The 16,640-nt window shown below is 68.0% G+C and carries 12 protein-coding genes and 2 tRNA genes; 7 read left to right on the forward strand and 7 right to left on the reverse strand.

All coding sequences use genetic code 11. The features are described 5' to 3' along the window. Nucleotides 1-11: 11 nt before the first annotated feature. Nucleotides 12-407, reverse strand: coding sequence for a glycine zipper 2TM domain-containing protein (locus EDF69_RS13895; RefSeq protein ID WP_239555501.1), 396 nt, complete (start codon nt 405-407; stop codon nt 12-14). A gap of 388 nt (nt 408-795) precedes the next feature. Here EDF69_RS13895 and EDF69_RS13900 point away from each other — a divergent pair, with 388 nt between their 5' ends. After that, complete coding sequence (locus tag EDF69_RS13900; RefSeq protein WP_132882144.1) at nt 796-1,980, forward strand: PQQ-dependent sugar dehydrogenase; 1,185 nt, start codon at nt 796-798, stop codon at nt 1,978-1,980. Between the two features lie 82 nt (nt 1,981-2,062). Here EDF69_RS13900 and EDF69_RS13905 read toward each other — a convergent pair. From EDF69_RS13905 to lon, 3 genes are all read right to left on the reverse strand, one after another. Further along, nucleotides 2,063-2,137, reverse strand: a tRNA-Val gene (locus EDF69_RS13905). An 89-nt stretch (nt 2,138-2,226) separates the two neighbouring features. Further along, nucleotides 2,227-2,499: an HU family DNA-binding protein gene (locus EDF69_RS13910; RefSeq protein WP_125962450.1), complete on the reverse strand. Its 273-nt coding sequence runs from the start codon at nt 2,497-2,499 to the stop codon at nt 2,227-2,229. Between the two features lie 210 nt (nt 2,500-2,709). After that, nucleotides 2,710-5,106 (reverse strand): endopeptidase La, encoded by a 2,397-nt coding sequence (gene lon, locus EDF69_RS13915; protein ID WP_132882143.1) that lies wholly within the window; start codon nt 5,104-5,106, stop codon nt 2,710-2,712. Nucleotides 5,107-5,244: 138 nt separating this feature from the next. On the opposite strand from lon, the gene EDF69_RS13920 reads away from it, so the two are divergent. Beyond that, complete coding sequence (locus tag EDF69_RS13920) at nt 5,245-6,951, forward strand: M1 family metallopeptidase (protein WP_132882142.1); 1,707 nt, start codon at nt 5,245-5,247, stop codon at nt 6,949-6,951. Nucleotides 6,952-6,955: 4 nt separating this feature from the next. On the opposite strand, the gene EDF69_RS13925 is transcribed toward EDF69_RS13920, so the two are convergent. Then, nucleotides 6,956-8,935, reverse strand: coding sequence for an EAL domain-containing protein (locus EDF69_RS13925; RefSeq protein ID WP_132882141.1), 1,980 nt, complete (start codon nt 8,933-8,935; stop codon nt 6,956-6,958). An 82-nt stretch (nt 8,936-9,017) separates the two neighbouring features. On the opposite strand from EDF69_RS13925, the gene moaA reads away from it, so the two are divergent. The 4 genes from moaA to EDF69_RS13945 all read left to right on the forward strand — a co-directional run bounded on the left by moaA (nt 9,018) and on the right by EDF69_RS13945 (nt 11,953). Next, entirely contained in the window at nt 9,018-10,016 is a 999-nt protein-coding gene (gene moaA / locus EDF69_RS13930) for a GTP 3',8-cyclase MoaA (RefSeq protein ID WP_132882140.1), read from the forward strand. Next, nucleotides 10,013-10,789: an NAD kinase gene (locus tag EDF69_RS13935; protein ID WP_125962455.1), complete on the forward strand. Its 777-nt coding sequence runs from the start codon at nt 10,013-10,015 to the stop codon at nt 10,787-10,789. Before moaA ends, EDF69_RS13935 begins: the two co-directional genes overlap by 4 nt. A 123-nt stretch (nt 10,790-10,912) precedes the next feature. After that, nucleotides 10,913-10,987: transfer RNA gene (locus EDF69_RS13940), tRNA-Asn, on the forward strand. 378 nt (nt 10,988-11,365) lie between these two features. After that, nucleotides 11,366-11,953: a CC0125/CC1285 family lipoprotein gene (locus tag EDF69_RS13945; RefSeq protein WP_239555504.1), complete on the forward strand. Its 588-nt coding sequence runs from the start codon at nt 11,366-11,368 to the stop codon at nt 11,951-11,953. A 141-nt stretch (nt 11,954-12,094) separates the two neighbouring features. Here EDF69_RS13945 and secA read toward each other — a convergent pair whose 3' ends face one another. Together secA and EDF69_RS13955 are read right to left on the reverse strand one after the other, a co-directional pair. Then, nucleotides 12,095-14,836 carry a preprotein translocase subunit SecA gene (gene secA, locus EDF69_RS13950; protein WP_132882139.1) on the reverse strand — a complete coding sequence of 914 codons (2,742 nt, stop codon included), beginning with the start codon at nt 14,834-14,836 and terminating at the stop codon, nt 12,095-12,097. Between the two features lie 117 nt (nt 14,837-14,953). Continuing rightward, nucleotides 14,954-15,226, reverse strand: coding sequence for a hypothetical protein (locus EDF69_RS13955; protein WP_132882138.1), 273 nt, complete (start codon nt 15,224-15,226; stop codon nt 14,954-14,956). A 181-nt stretch (nt 15,227-15,407) separates the two neighbouring features. Here EDF69_RS13955 and argJ point away from each other — a divergent pair, with 181 nt between their 5' ends. Then, entirely contained in the window at nt 15,408-16,637 is a 1,230-nt protein-coding gene (argJ, locus tag EDF69_RS13960; RefSeq protein WP_132882137.1) for a bifunctional glutamate N-acetyltransferase/amino-acid acetyltransferase ArgJ, read from the forward strand. The last annotated feature ends 3 nt before the right edge of the window (nt 16,638-16,640 follow it).

A 16,640-nucleotide genomic window follows, 5' to 3' on the forward strand; every position in this document is an offset into this window, starting at 1 on the left:
AAGCCTTTTGCTTAGTCGCACTCGACGCTGTTGCGGTCGATCGCGCGTCCGCCCAGCGCACCCGCGCCCGCACCCAGGATGGTGCCGAGCGTCTTCGAACCGCCCGGGGCGATGATGTTCCCGAGCACGCCGCCCGCCAGGCCACCGATGATGGTCCCTTCGGTGCCGTCGTCACGCTTGCAGTAGTAGCGGCCGTCATTGCCCCGATAGATCCGGTCGTTTTCGGACAGGCGCCGTCGGCGCTCGCCCTCACGGCGGCGATCATCCCCGCGGCGGTAGTCCGACTGGCCATAGCCGTTCTGGCTGTTGTAGCCGGGACGGCCATAGTCGTCCCCCATGCAGGCGCCCAACGGCAATGCGCAGGCCATGCCCACGGCGATCTTCAAGAGGGTGGTGTTCAAGATCATGCTCCCTTTCCTCGGGGAAAATACCCAGGCGCGGCAGGGGATCTTACTCGGTCCGCCACCGCGTCTTCCCTGGCTAACCCCCAGCGCCCGGCTTTGGTTCATCGCGACGCGATGAGCCGAACCGCGGGCGACACCTACCCCTCGATGAACAGTGCCCGGACCTTCCCCGAAACGAACCTGAGCCGAAGATCGGAGGGCGTGCAGGACGCCAACCGCTCGCGCGCATCACCTTTTGCGCAAGAATGGAGCCGGGCAGCGCAGTCCACGGGATAGTCCAGGGCGTGAAATTGTTCGGCAGCAACAAGATACCGGCGAACGCTCATTGCATCGGGGAGCGAGAGGTGCGCTAATCCAGCCAAGCGGGTGATCGCCGATGGGGCAGCACAAGATGCGGGCAAGTTCGTTTCTCTGGGCCTTCTTGGCGGTGAGCCTGGCGGGGTGCGGTGGTGATGATGGCGGAGAGAGCGGTTCGCCACCCCCGGTCGCGACCCCCACCCCTTCGCCGACACCGACTCCCACGCCGACCCCCTCCCCGACTCCCGAGCCGGTCGTCGCCGTCGACCAACGGGTGGTAGCCACCTTCGACAACCCGTGGGCCATGGTGTTTCTTCCGGACGGCCGCATGCTCGTGACGGAAAAGCCCGGGCGCCTGCAACTCGTCACCCAATCCGGCGCCAAGACTGCGGTCGCAAACGTGCCGTCCGTGCGGTTTGCCGGACAGCTGGGCTTGCAGGACGTCGTCCTCGATCCCGGCTACGCCTCGAACCATCGCATCTGGATCACCTATGCGGAGGCAGCTTCGGGCGGGGAACAGCTCGCGGTCGCGCGTGCGACACTCACCCTGTCCGGAACACCGCGCCTGGAGGATGTCGTGGTGATCTGGCGGGCAACCCCAGCGACGACGGGCGGGCAGCTGGGCGGGCGGCTCGCCTTCGCCCCGGACGGCCGATACCTGTTCATCAGCACGGGCGAGCGCCAGCAAGGAGCGCCCGCACAGGACATGACGGGAACCCTCGGCAAGATCGTCCGGATCAATCTCGACGGCACCCCAGCCGCCGGAAACCCCTTCTCATCCACAGCCGATGCCCGCCCCGAGATCTGGAGTCTTGGCCACCGCAACCCCTATGGGCTGGTGTTCGCCGCGGACGGACGGCTGTTCGAATCCGAGATGGGTCCTGCCGGTGGAGACGAGTTCAACCTGATCGCCGCGGGCAAGAACTATGGCTGGCCGCGCGTGTCCGAAGGGGACAATTACGACGGAACCTCGATTCCCCGGCATTCCACGAACAGCGCCTACACAGCGCCGCTGGTCAGCTGGTCGCCGGTGATCGCGCCGGGCGGAATGATCCAGTATCGCGGCTCGGCCTTTGCAGGCTGGACCGGCGACTTCCTGCTTGCCGGCCTGGTGCAGCAGGGCCTGGTGCGCGTCCGTGTGACCGGCGATCGCGCCAGCGAAGTGGCGCGGATCGGCCTTGGCGCGCGCACCCGCGAGGTGGAGGAAGGGCCCGGCGGATCGCTCTGGATCCTGCGCGACGGCGACAATGGCGCGCTGGTCGAGCTCACGCCCCGATAAGCAGGAGACGAGCCACGAAAACCACAACGCCGCCCGGCCTCTTCAGCGGATGCTGGAGCGGCCGGACGGCGCGGGTTCGATATGGTGGGCGCGGCTGGGATTGAACCAGCGACCCCTGCGGTGTGAACACAGTGCTCTACCACTGAGCTACGCGCCCGTGCGCCTTGCGGCGAAACCGGGAAGCGGGCCTTTAGGCGGTGGAAACCGGGCTGTCCAGCCCCCTCGCCTGAAAAACCCGCTGGTCGATCAGTTGACCGAATCCTTCAGGCCCTTGCCTGCCTTGAACTTGGGCTGCGAGGATGCCTTGATCGTCATCGGCTCGCCGGTGCGCGGGTTGCGGCCGGTCGATGCCTTACGCTTGCTGACCGAGAAGGTCCCGAAACCCACCAGACGCACCTCGTCGCCCTTCTTGAGCGCGGCCGAGATCGACTCGAACACCGCCTCGACCGCCTTCGTCGCATCACCGCGGCCCAGTCCCGAAAGATCGGCGACCTGACCAATCAGCTCCTGCTTGTTCATTCGTTCTAACCCCTTTTTGTCGTTGGGGAGCAGGGCACGCGATCGGCCGATCCGCCCCCCCGGCAGCCGGGGCAGTTAATGCGCCTCTCCCCGGCCCTGTCAAAGCAATTCGCCTGCACTTTGCCCCGGACATGCGCCATCCAGCCGCACCGGCCCCGGGCTGCTGCGGACGGTCGCTGCCGCCGCCGCAGCCCGGGTCGAGGCCGGGACCTAGTGGTGGCGCACCTCGCCGATGCCCGGCACCGCGGTCGGCGGCTGCACCGCCAGTTCGTCGGCGTCGGTCCAGTCGATCGCCTCCAGCGGGCCGGTGAGCGCCAGGCGCAGCACCTCGTCGACGTGGCTGATCGGCACGATCTCCAGCCCCTCGCGGATGTTCGCAGGCAGGTCCGCCAGGTCCTTCTCGTTCTCCTGGGGGATCAGCACGGTGGTGATGCCGCCGCGCATCGCCGCGAGCAGCTTTTCCTTCAGGCCACCGATCGGCAGCACGCGGCCGCGCAGCGTCACCTCGCCGGTCATCGCCACCTCGCGCCGCACCGGCACGCCCGTCAGCGTCGACACGATCGAGGTGACTAGGCCGATACCTGCCGACGGACCGTCCTTGGGCACCGCCCCCTCGGGCAGGTGGACGTGGACGTCCTTGCGATGGAACAGGCTCGGCTTGATGCCATAGGTCGGGGCGCGCGCCTTCACGAAGCTCATCGCCGCCTCGACCGACTCCTTCATCACGTCGCCGAGCTTGCCGGTCGTCTTGATCGCACCCTTGCCCGGCACGGTCACGGACTCGATGGTGAGCAGCTCGCCGCCCACCTCGGTCCAGGCGAGGCCGGTGACGGCACCGATCTGGTGCTCCTCCTCGCCCACGCCAAAGCGATACTTCCGCACGCCCGCGAACTCGTGGAGGTTCTCCGGCGTCACGGTCACGCTCTCGGCCTTGCCTTCCAGGATGCGGCGCAGCGCCTTGCGGGCGAGCTTCGCGATCTCACGCTCCAGCGTGCGGACGCCGGCTTCCCGCGTATAGTAGCGGATCAGGTCGCGCAGGCCTTCGTTGGTGAGCGCGAACTCTCCTTCCTTCAGCCCGTGCGCGTCGATCTGCTTGGCGATCAGGTGGCGCTCGGCGATCTCGACCTTCTCGTCCTCGGTATAGCCCTCCAGCCGGATGATCTCCATGCGGTCGAGCAGCGGCTGCGGCAGGTTGAGCGAGTTCGCCGTGCACACGAACATCACGTCCGACAGATCGATATCGATCTCGAGATAATGGTCGCTGAACTTCGCGTTCTGCTCCGGATCGAGCACTTCCAGCAGTGCCGAGGCGGGATCGCCACGGAAATCCTGGCCAAGCTTGTCGATCTCGTCGAGCAGGAACAGCGGATTGCTCGCGCCTGCCTTGCGCAGATTGGTGACGATCTTGCCCGGCAGCGAGCCGATGTAGGTACGCCGGTGGCCGCGGATCTCGGCCTCGTCGCGCACGCCACCCAGCGACTGGCGGATGAACTCGCGCCCCGTCGCCTTGGCGATCGACTTGCCGAGCGAGGTTTTGCCGACGCCGGGCGGGCCGACGAGGCACAGGATCGGCCCCTTGAGCTTGTTGGTGCGCGCCTGGACCGCGAGATACTCGACGATCCGGTCCTTGACCTTCTCCAGCGCATAATGGTCCTGGTCGAGCACGGCCTGTGCGGTCGGCAGGTCCTTCTTGAGCTTGGAGCGCTTGCCCCACGGCAGGCCCAGCAGCACGTCCAAATAGTTGCGCACGACCGTCGCCTCGGCGGACATCGGTGCCATGGTCTTGAGCTTCTTGAGCTCGGCCGTCGCCTTGGTGCGCGCTTCCTTGCTGAGCTTGAGCGTCGCGATCTTCTGGGTCAGCTCGGCGATCTCGTCGCCCTCGCCTTCCTCGCCCTCGTTGCCGAGCTCGCGCTGGATCGCCTTCAACTGCTCGTTGAGGTAATATTCGCGCTGCGTCTTCTCCATCTGCCGCTTCACGCGGCTGCGGATCTTCTTCTCGACCTGCAGCACGCCCAGCTCGCCTTCCATGAAGGCGAACACCATCTCCAGCCGCTTGACCGGATCGCCCTCGACCAGCAGCGACTGCTTGTCCGCGACCTTGACGGCGATGTTGCCCGCGACCGCATCGGCCAGGCGCGACGCGTCCTCCAGCTCGCCGAGCTGGCCCGCGGTTTCCGCTGGCAGCTTGCGGTTGAGCTTGGCGTAGTTCTCGAACTGGTCGACGACCGAGCGCATCAGCGCCTGGACCTCGGCACCCTCTGCGGCGGCACCCTCCACGGGGGCGACATTGGCGGTCAGGAAGCTGCCGCTCTCGTCGAGCGTCTCGAGCGCAGCGCGTTCCTTGCCGGACACCAGCACGCGCACGGTGCCGTCCGGCAGCTTGAGCAGCTGCAGCACCTCGGCGGTGACGCCCATGTCGTAAAGGTCGTCGCGGCTGGGATCGTCCTGCGCGGGATCGAGCTGGGCGACCAGGAAGATCTCCTTGTCGGCCGCCATCGCCGCTTCGAGCGCCGCGACCGACTTGTCGCGGCCGACGAACAGCGGAACGATCATGTGCGGGAAAACCACGATATCGCGCAGCGGCAAGACGGGATAGGACTTGTTCATGCAAACTCCGGCGGCGCCGCACGCCGGCGCCATTGGCCTGTATATGGGGATGTGGCGCGGCGGCATCAATCGCCGGCCGACCGCAACCACGCTCCCCGCCGGCTTGTGAGGCGCAGCCACGTCGCCCATGAAGGGACGATGTTCAAGACCGCCGCGCCGCTGCTGCCGCTTCTGCTCCCGCTTTCCGCATCGGCACAGCCGATCGAAAAGGGCATGCCGCCCATCAGCGCGCAGACCCAGCGGTCGGGGGGCGCGCTAAGTGCCGAGCGCGCCGCCCTGCGGCTGCATTCGGCGGACCTGGCGATCGAGGTGATCCCGGCCCGTCAGCAGCTGTCCGGTGTCGCGACGCTGGAGCTGCGCACCCTCGCCCCCGTCCGGCAGCTGCGGATCGACCTCGACACCAACCTGCCGGTCTCCACGGTGGCCGTCGCCGGGAAGACCCTGCCGCGCGCCGCCTGGAGCCATGCCGACGGCGTGCTGACCGTGACGCCGAACAGCCCCGTCGCCGCCGGCGCAAGCGTAACCCTGCGCATCACCTATGCGGGCACGCCGCATGTGGCGGTCCGCGCGCCCTGGGATGACGGCATCGTCTGGTCGCAGGCGCCGGGCGGGGCCCATTGGGTGGCGACCACCGCACAGGGCTATGGCTGCGACCTGTTGTGGCCGTGCCTGGACTTCCCCCAGGGGGAACCCGCCGTCGTCACGCTCCACATCACTGTTCCCAAGGGGCTGAAGGCGCCCGCGAACGGCGTGCTGCTCGGCGTGGATACGCTTACGGACGGGCGCACGACCTGGAATTGGCGGGCGAAGACGATCAACCCCTACGATATCGCGCTGAACATCGGCCCCTATGCGGAGCTGTCGGGCAGCTACCGCAGCCGCTTCGGCAACAGCGTGCCGGTCCACTACTGGCATCTGCCCGGCAAGGAGGCGCAGGCGAAGCGGCTGTTCGCCGAATTCGCCCCCACGCTCGACTTCTTCGAGACGCTGATCGGACCCTTCCCGTTCGGCGACGAGAAGCTGGGGGTGGTCGAGACGCCGCACATGGGCATGGAGCACCAGACCATCAACGCCTATGGCAACAACTATGCCCAGGCGCCGGAGGGCTTCGACTGGCTGTTCCAGCACGAGCTCAGCCACGAGTGGTTCGGCAACCAGATGACGGCGGCCGATTGGGACGACTTCTGGCTGCACGAAGGCTTCGCCCAGTACATGCAGCCGCTCTACGGCCGTTGGCGCGACGGCGAGGCGCGCTATGCGGCCATGATGGCGGAGCAGCGGCTGCGCATCTTCAACAAGGCACCGCTGGTCTCCGGCACCTCGCGCACCAGCGAGGAGGTGTATGAGGACGGCAAGGGCGGCCCCGGAGGCGACATCTATTTCAAGGGCGCCTGGGTGCTCCACACCCTGCGAAACCTGATCGGCGACGCCGCCTTCTTCGACGCCACCCGCCGCCTGGTCTACGGGCGACCGGACCCGCGCCCTGGCAATTTCGAGCCGCGCTTCGCCACCACGCCCGAGTTCGAAAAGCTGGCGGCGCAGGCGGCCGGGCGCGACCTCCACTGGTTCTTCGACATCTATGTGCACGAGGCGGCCCTGCCCGAGCTGGTCGAGACCCGCGACGGCGACCAGCTGCACCTGCGCTGGAAGGCGCCGAACGCGCGCCCCTTCCCCATGCCGGTGGAGGTGCAGGTGGGCGAGCGACTGGAGACCGTTCCCATGACCGGCAACCAGGGAAGCCTGACCGTGCCTGCCGGCGCGCATGTGGTGATCGACCCGATGGCGCGGATCCTGCGCCGGTCGGAAGCCGTGGAACGGTATCAGGCCCAACGCGCCGCCAAATAGCCCTTCACGCCGCGGCGGGGACCAGGGCCTCCAGCGCCGGCAGCGCCAGCGGCTCGGCGCAGAGATAGCCCTGGAAGAACTGGCAGCCTTCCTTGGCGAGCAGGTCGAGCTGCTCCTCCGTCTCGACCCCCTCCGCGACGACGGCGAGGCCAAGCGACCGCGCCATGTCGATCACGCCGCGCACCACCACCCGGTCGCGCGGCGAACCGGTGATGTCCTGCGTCAGGCTCTTGTCGATCTTGAGATAGTCGAGCGGCAGCGCCTTCAGATAGGCAAGGCTCGAATAGCCCGTGCCGAAATCGTCGATCGCCACGCGGCATCCGCCGGTGCGCAGCTCGGCAAGCAGGCCGGAGGCCTCGCCTAGGTCCTCGATCAGCCCGCTTTCGGTGATCTCCACCGTCAGCCGGTTGCGCGGAAAGCCGCTTGCGTCGACGCGCTCGAGCAACAAGTCGGCGAAGCCGGGGTTCGCCACATCCTCCGCCGTCACGTTGATCGACAGGCGCAGATGGGCGAGGCTCTCCGGCCAGCGCGCCGCGCGGCGCAGCGCGCAACGCTGGACATGCTCGGACAGCACGACGCTGAGCCCGGCACGCTCTGCTGCCCCGAACAGCGCTTCCGCGCCGATCTCACCCAGGGTGGGATGCCGCCAGCGCGCGAGCGCCTCTACGCCCACGATGCGGCCGCCGCCGATCGCCACCTGCGGCTGGAACAGGATCTCCACCTCGTCGCGCTCGATCGCCTGCGGGATATCGAGCGCGAGCCCGTCGAGCTCCTCGCGCCGCCGCCGATCGCCCTCTGCCGCGTCGACCGCGGACCGCGCCCTCTGGAGTAGCTGGGCGGCGGTCTCGCCGCCAGCGCCCGTCACATGACCGGTGCGCGTGGAAAGCCGCGCGACCTGCTCTCCGGTGACGAACGGGCGTGCCAGCGCCTGGCGAACCGCGGCATCCGCGCGCTGCATCTGCGCATCGGCGACACCGAACGCCCCAATCAGGAACTCGGCGCCCTCAGCGCGCGCAATCACCGCCCGCCGACCGAGCGGCTCCCCGACCGCCGTCTCGATCCGCCGCAAGGCGGCGCGCAGCAGCCAGTCGCCTGCCTCGCGCCCAAGGTCCCGGTTGATCGCTTCCACTCCGCTCAGGGCCACCAACGACAGCGAAACCCGATGCCCCGCCCCCAGTCGCCCGTCGATCCAGGCGGTCGCGCCGGCCAGGTCACGGACCTCCGGGCCAGCCGGCGCAGGAACGGCGCCGCTGTCTGCGACCAGAGGCTCCACCAGCGCACGCATGCCGCTTTCGTGCAGATCGCGCTGCAGGTGCACCACCATCCGGCCTTGTCCCGGGACGGTCTGCGCGAAGGCGACCGCCGGGCGCCCTTCGTCCAGGCTGCGGCGGGCGGCGCGCAGGCTCGCGCGCGCGGATTTCGGCAGCGCCCCCAGCAGCGCATGCGTCGTCGGCGCAAGATCGAGGTGAAGCATCGAGGCCAGGGCAGGAGAAAGGCGGTGGCGATCGCTTGCCCGGTCATAGGACCAGGCAAGCGCCCCGGCGCGCCCGTCCAGGTCCCGCCAGCCACCCCCCAGGCGCTCGACGTGGCGGAAGGCGAAGCGCACCGCCTGCGCCAGCTCGATCTCGGTGACGGGGCTCACCAGAAAGTGGGTGGCGCCGGCGGCAAGCACGTCGTCCAGGCGCGCCGCATCTCCCTTCGACAACAAGGCCAGCAGCGCGCCCGGCGCGTCCGATACCGGCGCCGCAAGGTCGGCCAGCGCGGCAAGCCCGTCCTCCAGCGCGCCGCGCGCATCGACGACGGCGACAGGGGCGCCGCTCGTTCGAAACCGCTGTGCAACCCCGTCCCTGCGGCGGGCGGCGATCACCTGCCACCCAGCCTTGGCATAGAGGTTCGACAGTTCGTCGCGCTGCCGAAAGGAGAGAAGGAACAGCATCGGGTTTGCGATGCCCTGGCTCGTGCCGACTGCGCCCATCTGCCCCATGCGCGGACCCTAGCCGCCCGGCACGGGTTCGCCAATCCGCCACGGCCTTGTCTGATCTCGGGCGAAGCCCTAGCTCAAGGGAATGGCAAGCGCCTCCGCCCTGATCGATGCGCATGGCCGCACCATTCGCTACCTGCGCATCTCCGTGACGGATCGATGCGACCTCCGCTGCCGCTATTGCATGTCGGAGACGATGCAGTTCCTGCCGCGCGAACGCCTGATGAGCGTCGACGAGATCGCAACCCTGGCGGAGTGCTTCATCGCACGCGGCGTGCACAAGATCCGCCTCTCGGGCGGCGAGCCGCTGATGCGCGGCGACACGGTGGCCTTGGCGGAGCGGCTGGGAAGCCGGCTGGGCAACGGGCTCGACGAGCTCACCATGACGACCAACGCAACCCGTCTCGCGCGGCATGCCGGGGCGCTTGCGGCGGCGGGGATCCGGCGCATCAACGTCAGCCTCGACAGCCGCGATCCCGACACCTTCCGGCATGTCACCCGGACCGGCGACCTGGCGCGGGTGCTGGAAGGGATCGAGGCGGCGCGCGCCGCCGGCATCGCCATCAAGATCAACATGGTGGCCCTCAAGGGGCTCAACGAGCATGAGATCGCACCGATGCTCGCCTGGTGCGGGGAGCAGGGCTTCGACCTTTCCCTCATCGAAACCATGCCGCTAGGCGTCATCGACGAGGATCGTACCGACCGGTTCCTGCCGCTGCCCCAGGTGTTCGAGGACCTCTCGGCGCGGTTTTCTCTCGTGCGGGATGCCTTCCGCACCGCCGGCCCCGCCCGCTACTGGCAGCTCGCGGGCACCCCCACGCGGCTGGGCCTCATCTCCCCGCTGACCGCCAACTTCTGTGACGGGTGCAATCGCGTGCGACTGACGACCGAAGGATTGCTCTACCTCTGCCTGGGGCAGGATGCGCATGTCGACCTCCGCGCAGCCTTGCGCGACGGCGGCCCGCCCGCAGTCGACGCGGCGATCGAGGCCGCCATGGCGCGCAAGCCCGCCGCACACGACTTCCGGATCGCGCCCGGCGCGGCCCCGGCCGTTGCCCGTCACATGAGCGTCACCGGCGGATGACCACGCCGCTGCGCCGAGCGCTGATCGCCTCCCCGACGCCCGCTGCGCAGGAGGCGGAGCGGGAACTGCGCGAGCAGTATGAATGGGCGTCTCTGGAAGAGGCCGAACTGGTGGTCGCGCTGGGCGGCGACGGCTTCCTGCTTCAGGTGCTGCACCAGTTGCTGGAGTGCCGGTCCAACGTGCCGGTCTTCGGCATGAACCTCGGCACCGTCGGGTTCCTGATGAACGAATGGCGCCTGGGTGGCCTCGACGAGCGGCTGGCCCGCGCGAAACCGTTCAAGGTCTCCCCGCTCGAGATGCTGACGGAGACGATCTCGGGCGAGGTTCGCCGCCTGCCCGCCATCAACGAGGTGTCGCTGCTGCGCGAAACGCGCCAGGCGGCCAAGATCGAGGTCAGCGTGAACGATCGGGTGGTGATGCCCGAGCTGGTCTGCGACGGCATCCTCGCAGCGACCCCGGCGGGCTCCACCGCCTACAACCTGTCCGCGAACGGCCCGATCCTGCCGCTCGGCTCGGCGATGCTGGCGCTGACGCCGATCAGCCCGTTCCGGCCGCGTCGCTGGCGGGGCGCGATCCTGCCCGATCGCGCGCGTATCTCGCTTCGCATCCTGGAGGCTGAGAAGCGCCCCGTGAGCGCCGTCGCCGACCAGCGCGAGGTGCGGGATGTCGCACGCGTGGAGGTGGAGATCGACCGCATGCGCGACCTGACGCTGATGTTCGATCCGGAGCATGCGCTCGACGATCGAATCACGATGGAACAGTTCATCGCCTGAGGCGCCGCGGATTTTGAGTTATTTCCAGCCCGGATCAGGCACTTAGTGGAAATCCGGAAAAAAGCCGCGTGGGGTGCTTGCCAGATCCGAAAACCCGCTGCTATAGGCGCGCCTCCGAAGCGTTCCCCGGTAGCTCAGCGGTAGAGCAATCGACTGTTAATCGATCGGTCGCCTGTTCGAATCAGGCCCGGGGAGCCACTCTTCCAGACATCGCCGACTGCTTGCAGAGCCGAGGGCTGCTCCCTCCGTCTGCCGTGGAAAAGCACTGGCCGCGCAGCGCCGAAGCGGCCCCTGTCGTGTGCGCCCTCGGGAGGGCCGCTTCAGCACAATCCACACGCCAGCATTTTCGAAAGAGACGCGCGCCGGCGCGCCTGTTCGGACTCGGACCGATGCGGAAGCCTGTAAGCCCCTCTACCACAACGTCTTTTCGGGCCCGGTCACATACCGTTCAGGAACGGCTAAGCTGCGAAGTTGCACAACTCATCGTACCGGGTCAAAGAACCCAAACGCCCCGACGTTCGTTCTGAGGTTGTGCCGCCCTTCGTCGGCGAAAATATGCGGCAGTGGAGAAACTCGATGCAGTCATCCAGGTTCGATCGCAAGCGTCTCGCCGGTATCGGCACTGCGATCGTGGGAGCGCTGGTGCTCGCCGCCTGCGCTACCCCAACCCCCTACCGGCCGGCGACCGGCAGCGGCTTTGCCCGGACGGGGTATTCCGACGAGCAGATCGAAGCCAATCGCTTCCAGGTCACCTTCGCCGGCAACACGCTCACGTCGCGTGAAACGGTCGAGCGCTACCTGCTGTTTCGCGCTGCACAGCTGACGGTTGAGCGTGGCTTCGACTATTTCGTCCTCGTCGACCGCGACACCGAACGCCGCACGCGCACCTATGCGACGCCCGATCCCTATTGGGGCGGCTACGGCGGCTTCGGCGCGTGGAGCCCCTACTGGCGCTTCCACGGTCCGGCCTATGGCTGGCGCGGCTGGGGACCCTATGGCGACCCGTTCTACAACACGGATATTCGCACGGTCGACAAGTACGAGGCGTCGGCGGAGATCATCGTGGGTCGTGGGCCGAAGCCGACGGACAATGTGCGCGCGTTCGATGCGCGGGCGGTGATCGAGAACCTCGGTCCGCGCGTGCAGATGCCGCAGCCGAACTGATCCCCCTTCCCCTCCAGCAAATAGGGGTCGCTGCCCATCGGCAGCGACCCCTTTTTTGTGCTTCGGCAACGCCCCGCGGGGAGTCCGGGCCGCAACGGCTGCCAACCCCAGCGTGCCGGCAGCCGCGGCGCCCCGATCCCCTTACAGCTGGCCGTGGCAGTGCTTGTACTTGAGGCCGGAGCCGCACGGGCACGGCGCGTTGCGGCTGACGCGGCCGACCCACTCGGCCGGATCCTCGCCCAGCGCCTGCGCGTCGGGCTGGGGCATCTGCATCGGCGGCATGCGGGTGGTCAGGTAGCCGCTGCCGGCGTCCTGGTCCCAGGTGTCGTCGTCGCCGGTAAGCGGGTCGAAGTGACTGGTCAGGAAGTCCGGCAGCTCGGGAAGCGGCGGCGGCGTGAAGTTGAAGTTGAAGTTCGCCACCGCGAGCGTGCGGGTCACATCCTCGCGAATGCTGCCCAGCATGCGCTCGAACAGCGCGAACGCCTCCTGCTTATACTCGTTGATCGGCGTCTTCTGCGCATAGGCGCGCAGGTGGATCACCGCGCGCAACGCGTCGAGCATCGCCAGATGCTCCTTCCAGTGGTGGTCCAGGTTCTGGAGCAGGATCGACTTCTCGATCTGCGTCCAGGCGGTCGGCTCCAGTTCGGCTGCCTTCGCCTCGACCACCTGGTCCGCAAGCGTGCGGATACGCTCTTCCAGCGTTTCCGCCTCCAGCCCGTCTTCCTCCGCGATCCACTGCGCGACCGGCGCCTCGACGCCCAGCACCTCGGCCGCACGCTCGGTCAGGCCTGCGACGTCCCACTGCTCCGGATAGGAGTTGGGCGGCACTGCCTCGCCGACGATCGCGTTCACCGTCTCGGCACGCATGTCGGCCACCACGTCGCCGACGGTGTCGGCATCCATGATGTCGGCGCGCTGCTCGTACACGACCTTGCGCTGATCGTTCATGACGTTGTCGTATTCGACGACCTGCTTGCGGATGTCGTAGTTGCGCGCCTCGACCTTCTTCTGCGCGGTCTCGATCGCCTTCGACAGCCACTTGGAGCCGATCGCCTCGCCATCGGCGATGTTGGAGCGCATCATCTTGGCGAACAGCGTGTCCGGCCCGAAGATTCGCAGCAGGTCGTCGTCCAGGCTCAGGTAGAAGCGCGACAGGCCCGGATCGCCCTGGCGACCCGAACGGCCGCGCAGCTGGTTGTCGATGCGCCGGCTCTCATGGCGCTCGGTGCCGAGCACGAACAGGCCGCCCGCGGCGAGCACCGCCTGCTTCTCGGCCGTGATCTCCGCGCGGATCTTCTCGGCCGCCGCTTCATATTCCGGCGTGCCTGCCTCCAGTTCCGGATGCTCGTCGAGCATCCGGAACTCCAGGTTGCCGCCCAGCTGAATGTCCGTGCCGCGACCCGCCATGTTGGTGGCGATGGTCACCGCCCCCAGTCGGCCCGCCTGGGCGACGATGTGCGCTTCCATCTCGTGGTAGCGCGCGTTCAGCACCTTGTGCGGCACCTTCTCCTGGGTCAGGAATTCGGACAGCAGCTCCGACTTCTCGATCGAGACGGTGCCGACCAGCACCGGCTGGCCACGCTCGGCATGCTCGCGGATCTTGCGCGCGATCGCCAGGAACTTGTCCTGGGTCGTCTTGTAGAACTCGTCCTCCTCGTCGACGCGCTGCACCGGCACGTTGGTGGGGATCGACACGACATTCATCTTGTAGATGTCGAAGAACTCGGCCGCTTCGGTCGCCGCGGTGCCCGTCATGCCCGACAGCTTGGGATACATGCGGAAATAGTTCTGGAAGGTGATCGAGGCGAGCGTCTGGTTCTCCGGCTCGATCGTCACGCCTTCCTTGGCCTCGGTCGCCTGGTGCAGGCCATCCGACCAGCGGCGGCCGTCCATCATGCGGCCGGTGAACTCGTCGATGATGACGACCTTGCCGTCCTTCACCAGGTAATCGACGTCGCGGCGGAACATCATGTTCGCGCGCAGCGCCTGGTTCAGGTGGTGGACGACCTGGGTGTTCTCGAAGTCGTAGAGGTTCGCCCCCTGGAGCAGCCCGGCGGCCTCGAGCAGGCGCTCGGCCTTTTCGGTGCCGTCTTCCGTCAGGATGACGCTCTTCTGCTTCTCGTCCTTCTCGTAGTCCGATTCTTCGAGCTGCTTCACGATCGCGTCGACGGACAGGTACAGGTCGGACTTGTCGTCCGTCGGCCCGGAGATGATCAGCGGCGTGCGCGCCTCGTCGATCAAAATCGAGTCCACCTCGTCGACGATCGCGAAGGCGAAGGGACGCTGCACCATCGACTCGCGATCATACTTCATGTTGTCGCGGAGGTAGTCGAAGCCGAACTCGTTGTTCGTGCCGTAGGTGATGTCCGCGGCATAGGCCTGGCGGCGCTCGCCGTCGGAGACGTTGGGGACGATCACGCCCGTGGTGAGCCCCAGGAAGCCGTAGATCCGCCCCATCTGCTCGGCGTCACGCCGCGCAAGGTAATCGTTCACGGTGATGACGTGCACGCCCTCGCCCGGCAGCGCGTTGAGGTAGGTGGCGAGCGTCGCCACCAGCGTCTTGCCCTCGCCCGTGCGCATCTCGGCGATCTCGCCGCGGTGGAGCACGATGCCGCCGATCATCTGCACGTCGAAGTGGCGCATGCCCAGCACGCGCTTCGATGCCTCGCGAACGGTCGCGAACGCCTCCGGCAGCAGGGAGTCGAGCTTTTCGCCATTGGCGAGGCGCTCGCGGAAACGCGCCGTCTGCTGCGCGAGCGTCTCGTCGTCCATCGCTTGGATCTGGGCTTCGAAGCCGTTGATCTTGTTGACGATCGAACCCAGCGACTTGACGTAACGATCGTTGGAAGAACCGAAGAGGGACTTGGCAAGGCCGCCGAACATGGCTGTTCCTTCATGATGGGGAGCGGAGCCGCGCCCGGTGCGCGGCATCCCGAGAGGCGCGCCTGTCAGGCGCGGCGAAACTGGGGTGGAGGACGCCCGCACGCGCGGGCGGCACGCTCACTCGAGCGCGCTGTCGACCCTGGAGCGGACATCGACGGGAGGTACGGCATAGGGCGCCGGCACCGGCGAAAGGCGCGCGCCGTCCAGTGCGCTGCTGGCGCGAACGACCAGCGGCGCGTGATCGGCAACATCGGTCGCCACTTCCGCCGCGATCCTGCCCGCAACCTGCTCGACCTGCCGCGCCTCTACCGGAGTCGCGCCGACCAGGGCCCCGGTGAGGCCGGTCAGCAGCGCGGAGAGGAACAACAGGAGACGCAAGCGACGATCCATCGGCGAAGAGCTAGCCCGTGCCGCAATGGCGCCGGGCAGCGGTGGAGATAATGGGCGCACGGCGATCCGTCCACCCGAAAGCCGGGCAGACGCGGGCCGGCCGCCGGGCGGCGGGCTCTGAGCACCTTTCCATCGCAAAATCACTCGACGGATCGGGCGCACGGACGCATGGACCGGAGCCATGGCCAACACCCGCTCCCCCCTCGCCCCCGCCGCCTTCCCCGTCCTGCCGCCGATCGCGGGTGTGACCCCGCGCGTCGCCCGCGCGCGCTACAAGGCATGGGATCGCTGCGACCTCACCTTCGTCACGCTGGAAGCCGGCACCTCCGTCGCCGGTGTGCTGACGCAGAGCCGCTGCCCGTCGCCCGAGGTCGAGTGGTGCCGCAAGGCGCTGGTGCTGGGCCAGGCACGCGCGCTGGTGGTGAATGCGGGCAACTCCAACGCCTTCACCGGACATCGTGGCCGTGAGGCGGTGGAGGCCGTCGCCGCCCGCGCCGCCGCGCACCTCGGCTGCCAGCCCTCGGACGTGTTCGTCGCCTCCACCGGCGTGATCGGCGTGCCGCTGCCGATCGACAAGGCCGAGGCCGGGCTCGACGCCGCCTTCGTGGCCGAACCGTGCAGCTGGGAAGCCGCGGCCGAGACGATCATGACCACCGACACCTTTGCCAAGGCCGCGACCGCCACCGCGATCGTCGGCGGCCGCACGGTGACGCTGGTCGGCATCGTCAAGGGTTCGGGCATGATCGCGCCGGACATGGCGACCATGCTGGGCTTCGTCTTCACCGACGCGGCGGTCGATCCGGCCTTCCTCCAGTCGGCGCTTTCGGCGGCCAACACCAAGAGCTTCTCGTGCATCACGGTCGATGGCGACACCTCGACCAGCGACACGGTGCTGGCGTTCGCGACCGGCCAGGCCGGCAACACGCCGCTGGTGGATGCCGACAGCGACGGCGCCGATGCATTCGCCGCCGCCCTCTTCGACGTCTGCCTGAGCCTCGCGCAGCAGGTCGTGCGCGACGGTGAGGGCGCGTCGAAGTTCATTCAGGTCGATGTGGAGGGCGCCGAGAGCGACCGCAGCGCCCATCGCATTGCGATGAGCATCGCCAACTCGCCGCTGGTGAAGACCGCGATCGCCGGCGAGGACGCGAACTGGGGCCGCGTCGTCATGGCGGTCGGCAAGGCTGGCGAGCCGGCCGAGCGTGACAGGCTCTCGATCCGCTTCGGCACCACGCAGGTGGCGCGCGATGGCCTTGCCGTCACCGGCTACGACGAGGCGCCGGTCGCCGAGCACCTGAAGGGGCAGACGGTCGAGATCGGCGTCGACCTGGGCCTCGGCGAGGGCCGGGCGACGGTTTGGACCTGCGACCTCACCCACGGCTATATCTCGATCAACGCCGACTATCGGAGCTGACCC

It is taken from the genome of Sphingomonas sp. JUb134 (assembly GCF_004341505.2).
GTDB lineage: Bacteria > Pseudomonadota > Alphaproteobacteria > Sphingomonadales > Sphingomonadaceae > Sphingomonas.

Coding starts and splice junctions, on each gene's coding strand:
- EDF69_RS13895 (WP_239555501.1), bottom strand. CDS start 407: ATGATCTTGAACACCACCCTCTTGAAGATCGCCGTGGGCATGGCCTGC.
- secA (WP_132882139.1), bottom strand. CDS start 14,836: ATGTTCGGCGGCCTTGCCAAGTCCCTCTTCGGTTCTTCCAACGATCGT.
- EDF69_RS13910 (WP_125962450.1), bottom strand. CDS start 2,499: ATGAACAAGCAGGAGCTGATTGGTCAGGTCGCCGATCTTTCGGGACTG.
- lon (WP_132882143.1), bottom strand. CDS start 5,106: ATGAACAAGTCCTATCCCGTCTTGCCGCTGCGCGATATCGTGGTTTTC.
- argJ (WP_132882137.1), top strand. CDS start 15,408: ATGGCCAACACCCGCTCCCCCCTCGCCCCCGCCGCCTTCCCCGTCCTG.
- EDF69_RS13900 (WP_132882144.1), top strand. CDS start 796: ATGCGGGCAAGTTCGTTTCTCTGGGCCTTCTTGGCGGTGAGCCTGGCG.
- EDF69_RS13935 (WP_125962455.1), top strand. CDS start 10,013: ATGACCACGCCGCTGCGCCGAGCGCTGATCGCCTCCCCGACGCCCGCT.
- EDF69_RS13945 (WP_239555504.1), top strand. CDS start 11,366: ATGCAGTCATCCAGGTTCGATCGCAAGCGTCTCGCCGGTATCGGCACT.
- EDF69_RS13920 (WP_132882142.1), top strand. CDS start 5,245: ATGTTCAAGACCGCCGCGCCGCTGCTGCCGCTTCTGCTCCCGCTTTCC.
- EDF69_RS13955 (WP_132882138.1), bottom strand. CDS start 15,226: ATGGATCGTCGCTTGCGTCTCCTGTTGTTCCTCTCCGCGCTGCTGACC.
- EDF69_RS13925 (WP_132882141.1), bottom strand. CDS start 8,935: ATGGGGCAGATGGGCGCAGTCGGCACGAGCCAGGGCATCGCAAACCCG.
- moaA (WP_132882140.1), top strand. CDS start 9,018: ATGGCAAGCGCCTCCGCCCTGATCGATGCGCATGGCCGCACCATTCGC.